Source organism: Cupriavidus sp. 01L45 (genome assembly GCF_056399885.1).
The window spans coordinates 1-12293 of sequence record NZ_JBFTSG010000041.1 but is presented as its reverse complement, the minus strand read 5'-3'; the positions used below and the strand labels follow the sequence as shown (position 1 = coordinate 12293).

Sequence of the window (12293 nt, the reverse complement as noted above, 5' to 3'; positions counted from 1 at the left end):
CTCCAAATAGACCTTGAGCTGCCCCATTCCCCGCAGCAATATTGCATTGCACTCCCTGCACCGCACCATGCCGACTGAACCGGGTAAAAACCTGCCCCCGCATTTCCCGCAATCCATTGCCCCGTGCGGGTTTTCCTTAACGGCCCCGGCTTTCAATAGTGCCTTGTTGGGCATAGAATCAGGGCAGCGGCTTGCCCGCACCAAAATAGATCATGCGTTGCAGGTCAACACGTTGTATCCCCCGCTGCCGGTTTCGATTTTGCGCACCGCACAGCATGCGGTGCAGCAGCATGCAACAGCGACGATAAAAGGATAGAGCACGATGGCTACCACCAAGAAAGGCGCAGAGCGACTGATCAAGAAGTATCCTAATCGCCGGCTCTACGATACGCAGACCAGCACCTACATCACGCTAGCCGACGTCAAGCAGCTCGTGATGGACACCGAGGATTTCAAGGTGATCGACGCCAAGTCAGGCGACGAGCTCACGCGCAGCATCCTGCTGCAGATCATCCTGGAAGAAGAGACCGGCGGCGTGCCGATGTTCTCCAGCTCCATGCTGTCGCAGATCATCCGCTACTACGGCCATGCCATGCAGGGCATGATGGGGACCTACCTGGAGAAGAACATCCAGGCCTTTATCGATATCCAGAACAAGCTGGCCGAAAACTCCAAGGGGCTATACTCCGGCGAGCCGTTCAGCCCCGACATGTGGTCCCAGTTCATGAACATGCAGGGCCCGATGATGCAGGGCATGATGAGCAACTACATCGAGCAGAGCAAGAACCTGTTCGTGCAGATGCAGGAACAGATGCAGAGCCAGGCCAAGAACATGTTCGGCACGTTCCCGTTCAACCAGCCGGACAAGAAGTAAGCCGTCGCCAGCCGCCCTGGCGAGGCGGCATGGTATTGCCTGGCAGGGCAACAGTTCTGTAACAGTTCTGTTGGGCGGGCCTGGCCCGGTTAGGGCCAGGAGTCGGGATCTCCCTCCATTGGCACAAGGCCGCTCGCTGCCGCCGACACTGCGTATTCCACCATTCGAATTCCATTTACCGCCCCCGCTTGCGCGCAAGACGGGTGACTGCGTTTGCCGAATCGATCTGACGTAGTCCCATTTTGGGACTATAATCAGTGCCATGCGAATTATTGCGAAACGACATCTGCTGATGTTCTGCGAGAAGCACCCGGGCGCAAAGCAGCCGCTGCTGGCGTGGCACGAGGAAGCCATCCGGGCGCGATGGTCGACACCGCAAGACATCAAGGACCGATACGCGTCGGCCAGCTTCGTAGGTAGCAATCGTGTGGTGTTTAACATCGGCGGTAACAACTACCGGTTGATCGTCGCAGTCGCATACCGCGTGGGCGTTGTGTACGTGAAGTTCATCGGGACACACGCCGAATATGACCGGGCCGATGCGGCAACCGTGGAACTGGAGTAACGCATGGACATTCGACCTCTGCACACTGACGATGACTATCAGGCGGCGCTGGCCGACGTGTCGGCGCTCGTCGATATCGATCCGGTACCCGGCACCCCGGAAGGGGATCGCCTGGAGATCATGGCAACCCTCATCGAGCGCTATGAAGCGGATCATTTCCCGCTGGAGCACCCGGACGCAATCGAGGCAATTCGTTTCAGGATGGAGCAGGGCGGTCTGACTGCACGCGATATGCAGCCGTATTTCGGAAATCTGAATCGGGTGTATGAGGTGCTGAACCGCAAGCGAGGCCTCAGCCTGGCCATGATCCGGCGCCTCAATCAGGAACTGAAAATCCCGGCGGAAGTCTTGATCGCCTGACTCCTGCCTTTCGCGTTAAGCAGGGCGTCCCGCCAGGCGAGCGCCACAAAGCCAGAATCCCGCGCAAGGCGGGACAGGACCGGGCAGGTGCGGACGCCGAACATGCCACCTGCAAGCGCAACGCACTGTGAAATCCAGTTGCGTCCCGGCGCGAAAATCCTGCCGAGATTTGCTGGTTGGGGCGATCGGTTAAAATCACGCATATCCGGGTGACGCGCGGCTTCATCGCGCTGGCTACCCTTCTCAAATGTGGCGATTCATATCGAGGACTCGCCTGCACAGTGCGAATCCCAATGCCTTCCGAAATCCAGGACATTCACCAGGTGCTTGCCGCCGAGGCCAGGCCCGTTCCGGCGGCCGGTTTCGTGTTTTCCGGTTTTCCGGCATATCGCCAGGACAAGCGCCACACTTCGGCGCCAGCTTTCGCATGAGCCGGCTGTTTCTGGCCCCCATGGAAGGGCTTGCGGACTACGTGTTGCGCGACGTGCTGACCGGCGCGGGCGGATACGACGGGTGTGTGTCCGAGTTCGTCAGGGTGACCGGCTCTCTGCTTCCCGAGCGCGTCTACGAGAGGGACACCCCCGAGATCCTCGACGGAGGCCATACTCCTAGTGGCACGCCGATGGTGATCCAGCTGCTTGGAAGCGATCCGGAATGGCTGGCGCTGAACGCGGCCCAAGCAGCGACGTTGTCGCCGCATGGACTCGACCTGAACTTCGGTTGCCCCGCCAAAGTCGTCAACAGGCACGGTGGCGGGGCCATGTTGCTGGCGGACCCTGAGCTGCTGAACCGGATCGTTTCGTGCGTTCGCGCCGCGGTGCCTGCCAGCATCGCCGTAACGGCAAAAATGCGGCTTGGCGTGTCCGATACCTCGCTGGCGATCGACTGCGCCACCGCGCTGGCGGAAGGCGGCGCGGCTTCCCTCGTCGTGCATGCCAGAACGCGCGACCATGGCTACCGGCCGCCGGCCCACTGGGAGTGGATCGCGCGTATCGATGCTGCCGTGGACGTGCCCGTTGTTGCCAACGGAGAAGTCTGGACGGTCGCCGACTGGGAACGCTGCCGGGCAGTCAGCGGCTGTGCCGACGTGATGATAGGGCGGGGCGCCGTATCCGATCCTTTCCTGGCCTTGCGGATACGCGGGCTGATGGAAAGGGTGGCATCCGGCGAGGAATGGCCGCTCGTGCTTCGTCACATTGCCGACTACCTGAAGAAGTTGCAGGCCCGTGTCGAATGCCGTCATGAGCACGGACGCGTCAAATTGTGGCTCAGCTATCTGAAGCGGACCTGGCCGCAAGCCGCCGAGCTGCATGCGGCCATCCGGCGCCTGCAAGATTCGTTCGAGATTCAAGACGTGATTGAGCGTGCCCTGGCGGACATGCCAGGGACTTCATCCGCGCGGATGTGACGCCGCTGCGCAGGGCAGGCTGGCCCATTGATGCGATGAGACTGGTTGCGACAGGTTTACCGCGGCATGTCGGGGATCAGGCGCCGAGAAACTTTGGCGAGCGGTTAAAATGCGCGATTGGCTTTGTACCGCCAGGCGGCCATGTCCCGCCTCGCCCGCCCCACATTTGGAAGTAACCGTGAAAAACCCTTCAGAATCAACGACTAATAAAGACCATATTCCAAATGTGGGATTCGTGAGCCTTGGCTGTCCAAAGGCGCTTGTGGATTCCGAGCAGATCATTACCCAGCTGCGCGCCGAAGGCTATGCCATCAGTGGCACCTATGACGGCGCCGACCTGGTGGTCGTCAACACCTGCGGCTTTATCGACGAGGCGGTGCAGGAAAGCCTGGACGCGATCGGCGAGGCGCTGGCCGAGAACGGTAAGGTTATCGTTACCGGCTGCCTGGGCGCCAAGAAGAACGCGGCGGGCGAGGACATCATCACCTCCGTCCACCCGAAGGTGCTGGCCGTGACCGGCCCGCATGCGCTGGGCGAGGTGATGCAGGCGGTGCACACGCATCTGCCCAAGCCCCATGACCCGTTCCTCGACCTGGTGCCGGCCGCCGGGATCAAGCTCACGCCCAAGCACTACGCTTACCTGAAAATTTCCGAGGGCTGCAACCATCGCTGCTCTTTCTGCATCATCCCTTCGATGCGCGGCGACCTGGTCTCGCGTCCGGTGGCGGAAGTCATGCTGGAAGCCGAGAACCTGTTCAAGTCCGGCGTCAAGGAACTGCTGGTGATCTCGCAGGACACCAGCGCGTACGGTGTGGATGTGAAGTACCGCACCGGCTTCTGGGACGGCCGCCCGCTCAAGACGCGCATGACCGAACTGGTCGCGGCGCTGGGCGAACTCGCCGCCAGGTACGGCGCCTGGGTCCGTCTGCATTACGTGTACCCGTACCCGCACGTCGACGAGATCATTCCGCTGATGTCGCAAGGCCATGTGCTGCCTTACCTGGATGTGCCGTTGCAGCACGCCCACCCGGACGTGCTCAAGCGCATGAAGCGCCCGGCCAATGCCGAGAAGACCATGGACCGCATCCGGGCCTGGCGCGAGATCTGCCCCGAACTGACCATCCGCAGCACCTTTATCGCGGGCTTCCCCGGCGAGACGGAGGAAGAGTTCCAGACGCTGCTGGACTTTATCGCCGAGGCCGAACTGGACCGCGTGGGCTGCTTTGCCTATTCGCCCGTAGAGGGTGCCACCGCCAACGATCTGCCAGGCGCCTTGCCTGACGAGGTCCGCGAAGAGCGCCGCGCGCGCTTCATGGAAGTGGCGGAGGAAGTGTCCGCCCGGCGGCTGCAGCGCAAGGTCGGGCAGACCCTGCGCGTGCTGGTCGACGAGGTCAACCAGGATGGCGGTATCGGCCGTTCCTCGGCTGACGCGCCGGAAATCGACGGCCTGGTTTATATCGACCCGCCGGCGCAAGGCTCGCCGCGCTACAAGGTCGGGGAATTCGTCTCGGTGAAGATCACCGGCGCCGATGGCCACGACCTCTGGGGCGAGGTCTGAGCCAGGCAAGGTCCGTGCGCTGCGATAGGTAAAAGTACGCTCGTTCGTTTTTTGCGGCGCGCCGTTATACTGTGCGCTGCAACATCAGCCCTGGAGACACAAAATGACACGTGAAGTGGTGGTGGTGAGCGGCGTCCGGACCGCAATCGGTACCTTTGGCGGCAGCCTGAAGGATCTTTCCCCGACCCAGATGGGCGCCATGGTCGTGCGCGAGGCGCTGGCCCGCGCGCAGGTCAGCGGCGATGAAGTTGGCCACGTGGTGTTCGGCAACGTCATCCAGACCGAGCCCAGGGACATGTACCTGGGTCGCGTGGCGGCAGTGGAGGGCGGCGTCACGATCGACGCTCCGGCGCTGACCGTCAACCGCCTGTGCGGCTCGGGCCTGCAGGCCATTGTCAGCGCGGCGCAGACCATTTTGCTGGGCGATGCCGATGTGGCCATCGGCGGCGGGGCGGAGAGCATGAGCCGTGCTCCCTACCTGGCGCAATCGGCCCGCTGGGGGGCGCGCATGGGCGACGCCAAGATGCTCGACATGATGCTGGGCGCGCTCCACGATCCCTTCCACGGGATCCACATGGGCGTCACCGCCGAGAACGTGGCCAAGGAATACGACATCASCCGCGSCCAGCAGGACGAGGCYGCGCTGGAGTCCCATCGCCGCGCCTCGGCAGCCATCCGTGCCGGCCACTTCAAGGACCAGATCCTGCCGGTCACGCTGAAGGGCCGCAAGGGCGACGTCACCTTCGACACCGACGAGCACGTGCGCCACGACGCGGTCCTGGAAGACATGACCAAGCTCAAGCCGGTCTTCGTGAAGGAAAACGGCACGGTCACCGCAGGCAACGCCTCGGGCCTGAACGACGCCGCTGCCGCCGTGGTGCTGATGGAGCGTGCCGAGGCCGAGAAGCGCGGCCTCAAGCCGCTGGCCCGCCTGGTTTCCTACGCCCACGCCGGYGTCGATCCCAAGACCATGGGCATTGGCCCCGTGCCGGCCACGAAGAAGGCGCTGGAGCGTGCCGGCCTGACCGTGGCGGACCTCGACGTGATCGAAGCCAACGAAGCCTTTGCCGCGCAAGCCTGCGCCGTCACCAAGGCGCTCGGGCTGGATCCGGCCAAGGTCAATCCGAACGGTTCGGGCATCTCACTGGGCCACCCGATCGGCGCCACCGGCGCGCTGATCACCGTCAAGGCGCTGTACGAGCTGCAGCGGGTGCAAGGCCGCTATGCACTGGTCACCATGTGCATCGGCGGCGGCCAGGGTATTGCGGCCATCTTCGAACGCATCTGATCCGAGGCTGACTTGCGGCGCGTAGCGACTCTATCCCTCTCCGTTTCCCTGTCACTGGCAACCGGACTGGCAGCGGCAACGCTGGCTGGCGCCGCGCTGGCCGCCGGCGGCACCGAGCTGTCCACGGGCACGCCCGGCGCCGGTACCGCCGGCAATAGTGCGGGCAGCCCAGAGGGCTTCGGCATCAACCAGGCGATCCGCGAGGGTGAGTCGAAACGCGGCACCCAGCTTTCCACCGGCGCGGCGCCCAAGGCGCTGGCGCCGCGTCCCGAATACGCGTCATTACCGGTCTACGTGGGCACGCTCGGCGACCAGCCGGTGCGCCTGCGGCTCGGGCCCAAGCCCGACGAGCGCGACAGCGTGCATGGCGAGTACAGCGTCGGCCGCGCCGGCGGCGTGCGCGTGCTGGCCGGCGAATATGAAAACGGCGCCTTCCTGATGGAAGAGTCCAATGACGGTACGCACGTCACTGGCAATTGGGAAGGCACCATCGACGGCGCCGGCGTGGTTCATGGCAACTGGACCGACCCCGTCAACCCGGCCATCGTGCTGCCCTTCATGATCCGGCCTTTGGGCGTGCTAGTGATCCCGCCCTTCGACATGACCCCCAACAGCGGCATCACCTACGCGCCGCCGCCGCCGAAATCGTCGATTTCCGGCCGCTGAGGGAGCGGGGCGGATAGCGCCGGGTAAGGCGCACGCAAGCCAACACGCCCCCGATTGCTGGTAAGCTCGAACGTTCATCGAGTCATTGCCAGACAAGGAATCGCCGTGTCCGACCGCCAGCCTCCCGAGAAGTCCGCTGCCCAACCCGCCTACCTGCAGACCGTGGCCGTCCAGCCCGAGCTGGATATCGCACCCGGCTTCGCTTCATTTTCCCCTCCCACGCATCGCGGCTCCACCGTGGTCTTCCGCAACCTGGCGGAGTTGCGCGCACACGGCGACGGCGCCACGACCTACTGGCGCTACGGCCTGCATGCCACGCCCACCAGCGAAGCGCTGTGCCAGCATCTGGCGCTGATCGAGGGCGCGCGCAAGACGCTGCTGCTGCCATCCGGCCTCGCCGCTATCTCGCAGGTGTACTTCGCGCTGGTCAAGTCGGGCGATGACGTGCTGGTCCCGGACAACGTCTACGGCCCTAACCGCGACCACGGCGAATGGCTGGCGCGGGACTTCGGCGTGTCGGTCCGCTATTACGATCCGATGATCGGCGCCGGGATTGCCGGCCTGATCCGCCCCAATACCCGCCTGATCTGGATGGAGTCGCCGGGGTCGGTGACGATGGAAGTGCCCGACACCGAGGCCATCGTGGCCGCGGCGAAGGCGCGTGGCGTGCTCACCGCGATCGACAACACCTGGTCGGCGGGCGTCTATTTCCGGCCCTTCGACAAGGGCATCGACATCTCGGTGCAAGCGCTGACCAAATACCAGTCGGGCGGCGGCGACGTGCTGATGGGCGCCGTGCTGACCCGCGACGAAAAGCTCCACGACCGCCTCAGGCGTGCCCGCATGCTGATGGGCTGGGGCGTGTCGGCGGACGATTGCTACCTGGTGCTGCGCTCGCTGCCGAGCATGCCGGTCAGGCTGGCGGCACACGACCGCGCCGCGCGCGAAGTGGCTGAATGGCTCTGCCAGCGCCCGGAGGTGGTCAAGGTCCTGCACCCGGCCTTGCCGGACTGTCCGGGGCATGACTTCTGGCGGCGCGATTTCAGCGGCGCCACCGGCTTGTTCTCGGTCGTGCTGCATGCGCGCTATACGCGGGCCCAGGTCGATGCCTTTGTCGAGGCGCTGCGGCTGTTCGCGATCGGCTGGTCGTGGGGCGGAGCGCACAGCCTCGCGGTGCCGTATCACGTCCAGACCATGCGTCCCCAGGGCAGCTGGCCGCCAGCGGGCTGGCAAAACGCCGGCGAACTGGTACGCCTCTACATCGGGCTGGAGGATACCCGCGACCTGATCGCCGACTTGCGCGGCGCGATGGAGTCGCAACTGGTGGCATGACATGGAACGGGCTGCGCCGGACATGATCCGGGGCGGCCCGTCACTTGGTCACTTGGTCATTTAATGCGGAAACAGTTGCAGCAAGCCGTCCAGCCCGACGTGGTTGAACGCAACGCTTGCCTGCGCGCGCACCACCGGCTTGGCCCGGAAGGCCACCGACAGGCCGGCCACGGCCATCATCTTGAGATCGTTGGAGCCGTCGCCCATGACGATGGCCTGGGACGGCTCCACGCCGATCTGCGCGCACATTTCCTGCACCGTGCGGGCCTTGACGTCGGCATTGACGATCTCGCCCAGCACCTGGCCGGTGAGCTTGCCGTCAATGATCTCCAGCGTATTCGCGCGGGTGACATCGAGTTTCAGCCGAGGCTTGAGCTTCTCGGTGAAATGCACGAAGCCGCCTGAAACCAGCAGGGTGCGCATGCCCAGGGCCTGCACGGTCCGCAGCATGTCTTCCGCGCCGGGCGACAGGCGCAGGCGCTCTTCATACACGCGGTCCAGCACGCTGGCGTCCAAGCCCTTTAGCAGGGCCACGCGGCGGCGCAGGCTTTCGTTGAAGTCGGTGATCTCGCCGCGCATGGCGGCTTCGGTGATGGCCGAGACCTCGGCCTTGAGGCCGCAGAAATCGGCGATCTCGTCGATGCACTCGATGGTGATCAGCGTGGAGTCCATATCCATCGCCACCAGCTTGAAATCCGAGAGCTTGCGGCCGGCGGGCACGATGGCCCAGTCGATGGCACGGGGGGCACAGCAGGCGTCGAGCGCTTCACGCAGGGCGGGCGTCAGTGGTGCGCTGTCGCTGGCCGTTGCCACGGTTTCGTCACGCAGTGCGAGGGAAGGCGCGTGGGCAAGCGTGCGGATGGCATCGATGTCGGCGGAAGCGAGCGGGGCGAGGCTTTGCAGGATCAGGGGCATGGCGGGGGGCGCCGCGCGGCGAGGGCGTGGCGGCGGGTGCGTTGAATGCGGAGACCGTGCCGCGCTAGGCGGCGAAGGACAGTATTGTAACTGCCCCTGTGCCTGCCTCATAACGGGAAGCGAATTCGAGGTCGGCAGGTCCGTTGGCCGCACGTTATCGGGCAGCCGGCCGGTGTTTGCAGTGAGCCGTGGCTAAAGTTGCGTGCTTGAGGAATGTTGTGATCCCTGCCGGGGCGAGGACGACAGGGTTTCGCAGAGCACCCGTGAGTTCAGGTGGATGTCCGCGTTGCGGTATTCGGCGGTGAGGCCGTAGCGGGTGTGTTGGCGGGGGTTATCCATTGGGCGCCTCCTTGTGCGTGGCGGGCACGCGGTAGGAGGGGGCGATGGGAAAGCGGCATGCGAGACATGCCGGCGGTCCGGTACGGCTGAGCGCGTATTGACGCATGGTACGACCTCCTCTGTATGCGGCTTGAATCCCGCACCCCACTTCCAAATGGGGTGGGCGGGCGCATGGCAAGGTTGGAAGACCGGACAAAGGAACCGGCAGGGCCGAAGCCCTCCCCGCCAAGGCCCGCCCTCTGAGGACGTGCGCAGGCGTGACGGATGTAAAAATACCGCCGGCTGGCGGTGATCCGCCTTTGTTCGGGCTTCCAAACCCGGTCGCTGTGGTTGCAGCGACAAGAGAGTATAGCGTGAGATTGTCGAGTGGAACTCTGTGTAGGTGCGGTCGGTAACTGCTCTTAGATAGGTCGGCAGTTCATTCACGCCAAGCTGTGTGACCAACATGGGTCGAGAAGCGGTTGAATGTCATAGCTGCTTTACATGACTGCTTCCGACCCTTCTGCGCCATTCGAGGCTTCCACAACTCGAAGTCGGCTATCCGGGATCAACGGACATCCGCCTCCTCTGTCGCTCCGGCAGTTGATTGGCCAAAGGAGCCGTTCGGCCGCAGGCGGCCCGGGCCCATTAGGAGCTGAATCGCCTGCGGGCCGAGACCCTCGGACGGTTTTGGTCGACCGGGCCACCAAGCAATGCGCCGTGCGGCGCTTTTTACAAGATGATGGCCGTCTTGACCGACTTGCCTTACCAACGGTCATGCGCGTGCGAATCATTTACATGCTGGTGTCATCGGGCGGCCGGAAATAGCCCGCCTGTGAATTGAGGGGGGACGTTGCTGACGCAAGCGGCGCAAAGTGGCACGGATTGTGCGGCTGTTGGCGGGCGCTTACCCGCATTCCGCAGTTTGGCGCTTTCAAGACCGAGGCAACAACATGKACAAGTCGAAGATCCCGGCAGGCCAGCGCCAGGCGTTGGGCGCACTTATGGATGACCACCGTGCCGTCAAGAAGCTCTTCAAGTCGTTTGAGGAGAGCAAATCCGACAAGGAATCGATTGCCGGCGAAACCTGCAATCAACTCGCAATGCACGCCCGGATTGAAGAGGAGATTTTCTATCCGGCGCTCCGAGGTGTTTCCGGTGATCTCGATGACCTCCTCGACGAGGCGAATGTGGAACATGGCGTCGCCAAGGACCTCATCGCGGCGATAAGAAGAGCCGCCGATAGCGACCGCCTGGAAGCGACTTACAAGGTGCTTACGGAGTACGTGGGGCACCACGTACAGGAGGAAGAGGGGGAGTTGTTCGAACTCGTCATCAAGCACAATATTGACCTCCGCGAGGTGGCAACGCAATTGGCAACGCGAAAAGAAGAACTCATGGCGCTTGCAGCGTAACTTCCCGCTTTAGGGCCCGCAGCTTCTGGTAGCTGCGGGCTCTTTTTTGTCGCGGTGAAGCCATGAGCTCATGGCACGTGCCTTGCGATGTTATGTCGGTGCGGCGATCCGCCGCATTGTTACGGAGAGAAAAATGGCAGAGCAACCGCAATCGGAACAGACCCCTGAAGATTTTGATCAGGAGGAGCAGCAGCCAGAGAAGGCTGGCGAAGAAGAGGTGCCTGAGGAGCCCATAGAACCGGCTGACACTGAAGGCGAGAAAACTTGATGTACTTGCGCCGGCGTGAAGAAAGGCCCTGGTCTTCTCGCCCAGCCCCTCTCGCATCAGCGCGGTTTTCGAGGCAAAGGCACGACGATGAAAAATCCCTGGACTAAGAAGAATCCCCTCATGAGCATCTGGCTGAGCAGCGCCAATTCCGTAGCAGGTGCAGCTCGCGGACGGATCACTGCCGAAGGCCGGCGTCAGTCAACCGCAGTCAGGAAGGCAGCGACCAAGCAGGCTTACGGCTTCTGGAGCGACATGCTATCTGGCCCCAAACGCCCACCGGCCAAAAGGACGAAGCGCCGATAGCAGATCGGAGGAGCATCGCTGATGCTATGGAAGGGGCGGCAGATGTAGGCACGATATGCAGGATTGCAGAAGGCAACCTTGCGACGGTACCTTTTTCAACCTCGCTCAAGAAGCAAAGAGCTGAAGGTCAGGGATGCCATATTTCACTGCGGGGCGACGCATGATCTGGTATACGGTTGTCGTGGTTCTCCTGACGGCTGCAGCCGGTATCGTGGCCTACAACTTCATCGAGGGAGAAAAACGTATCGAGCGCCATTTACAGCGTCTTTACTCGATCGACGATCCTCACTTTGAACGAGAACTGAGCGTGCTTCTGGGACCACCAGTAGTAGGGGGAAATCGCTATCGTTTGCTGAAGAACGGAGACGAGATATTTCCTGCGATGTTGAGCGTAATCCGCGGCGCCAGGAAGTCGATCAACTTCGAGTCGTACATCTACTGGAGCGGGGATGTCGGCAAGGATTTTGCTGAAGCGCTGGCTGAGCGAGCGAGAGCGGGGGTCAGGGTTCATGTACTGCTCGACTGGATGGGCAGTGCGAAGATCGACAAGGCGACGCTCGATGTCATGACCGACGCCGGGGTGGATTTAAAGCGGTATCACCCGGTACGYTGGTACACGCTTGGCAAGCTCAATAATCGCACTCACCGAAAGCTATTGATTGTCGACGGCACGGTTGGCTTCACTGGTGGTGTCGGTATTGCGCCGGAATGGACTGGTCACGCCCAGGATCCGCAGCACTGGCGCGACACGCACTTTCAGGTCGAGGGGCCGGTGGTGGGTCAGATGCAGTCGGTCTTCCTGGACAACTGGATCAAGGTGAGCGGCGAGGTGCCACACGGCGAGGACTATTTCCCCGTGCTGCCGCGTGTTGGGCAGGGGCGAGCGCAGATCTTCAGCAGTTCGCCCACCGGGGGCAGTGAAAGCATGGCGTTGATGTACCTGCTTGCTATCACCGCCGCCAGCCGATCCATCGATCTATCATCCGCCTATTTTGTGCCTGACGACCTGACACTGAAAGCACT

13 protein-coding genes are annotated in these 12293 nt (G+C 62.9%); 12 read left to right on the top strand and 1 reads right to left on the bottom strand.

What is annotated here, in order from left to right; all coding sequences use genetic code 11:
- Nucleotides 1–67 precede the first annotated feature (67 nt).
- The 9 genes from AC1DT6_RS25910 to AC1DT6_RS25870 all read left to right on the top strand — a co-directional run bounded on the left by AC1DT6_RS25910 (nt 68) and on the right by AC1DT6_RS25870 (nt 8051).
- The gene (locus AC1DT6_RS25910; RefSeq protein ID WP_441631224.1) at nt 68–316 is read left to right on the top strand and encodes a hypothetical protein; all 249 of its coding nucleotides are present in this window, start codon (nt 68–70) and stop codon (nt 314–316) included.
- 6 nt (nt 317–322) lie between these two features.
- Nucleotides 323–874: a polyhydroxyalkanoate synthesis repressor PhaR gene (phaR, locus tag AC1DT6_RS25905; protein WP_035860143.1), complete on the top strand. Its 552-nt coding sequence runs from the start codon at nt 323–325 to the stop codon at nt 872–874.
- A 262-nt stretch (nt 875–1136) separates the two neighbouring features.
- The gene (locus AC1DT6_RS25900; RefSeq protein ID WP_441631222.1) at nt 1137–1439 is read left to right on the top strand and encodes a type II toxin-antitoxin system HigB family toxin; all 303 of its coding nucleotides are present in this window, start codon (nt 1137–1139) and stop codon (nt 1437–1439) included.
- 3 nt (nt 1440–1442) lie between these two features.
- Complete coding sequence (locus tag AC1DT6_RS25895) at nt 1443–1799, top strand: helix-turn-helix domain-containing protein (RefSeq protein WP_477103931.1); 357 nt, start codon at nt 1443–1445, stop codon at nt 1797–1799.
- Between the two features lie 427 nt (nt 1800–2226).
- A complete protein-coding gene (locus AC1DT6_RS25890; protein WP_441631218.1) occupies nt 2227–3207 on the top strand; it encodes a tRNA dihydrouridine synthase in 981 nt (326 codons plus the stop codon).
- 178 nt (nt 3208–3385) lie between these two features.
- Complete coding sequence (gene rimO, locus AC1DT6_RS25885) at nt 3386–4765, top strand: 30S ribosomal protein S12 methylthiotransferase RimO (RefSeq protein ID WP_045241720.1); 1380 nt, start codon at nt 3386–3388, stop codon at nt 4763–4765.
- Nucleotides 4766–4868: 103 nt separating this feature from the next.
- On the top strand, nt 4869–6053 hold the full coding sequence (bktB, locus tag AC1DT6_RS25880) for a beta-ketothiolase BktB (protein ID WP_477115000.1): 1185 nt from the start codon (nt 4869–4871) through the stop codon (nt 6051–6053).
- A 12-nt stretch (nt 6054–6065) separates the two neighbouring features.
- Nucleotides 6066–6719 (top strand): hypothetical protein, encoded by a 654-nt coding sequence (locus AC1DT6_RS25875; RefSeq protein ID WP_441631214.1) that lies wholly within the window; start codon nt 6066–6068, stop codon nt 6717–6719.
- A gap of 105 nt (nt 6720–6824) precedes the next feature.
- Complete coding sequence (locus AC1DT6_RS25870; protein ID WP_441631212.1) at nt 6825–8051, top strand: cystathionine beta-lyase; 1227 nt, start codon at nt 6825–6827, stop codon at nt 8049–8051.
- 60 nt (nt 8052–8111) lie between these two features.
- On the opposite strand, the gene serB is transcribed toward AC1DT6_RS25870, so the two are convergent.
- A complete protein-coding gene (gene serB, locus AC1DT6_RS25865; protein WP_441631210.1) occupies nt 8112–8966 on the bottom strand; it encodes a phosphoserine phosphatase SerB in 855 nt (284 codons plus the stop codon).
- Nucleotides 8967–10237: 1271 nt separating this feature from the next.
- On the opposite strand from serB, the gene AC1DT6_RS25860 reads away from it, so the two are divergent.
- From AC1DT6_RS25860 to AC1DT6_RS25850, 3 genes are all read left to right on the top strand, one after another.
- Complete coding sequence (locus tag AC1DT6_RS25860) at nt 10238–10699, top strand: hemerythrin domain-containing protein (protein ID WP_477114999.1); 462 nt, start codon at nt 10238–10240, stop codon at nt 10697–10699.
- Nucleotides 10700–10832: 133 nt separating this feature from the next.
- Nucleotides 10833–10967 (top strand): hypothetical protein, encoded by a 135-nt coding sequence (locus AC1DT6_RS25855; RefSeq protein WP_441631206.1) that lies wholly within the window; start codon nt 10833–10835, stop codon nt 10965–10967.
- 463 nt (nt 10968–11430) lie between these two features.
- A partial coding sequence (locus AC1DT6_RS25850; protein WP_441631204.1) for a phospholipase D-like domain-containing protein occupies nt 11431–12293 on the top strand: 863 nt, incomplete at its 3' end.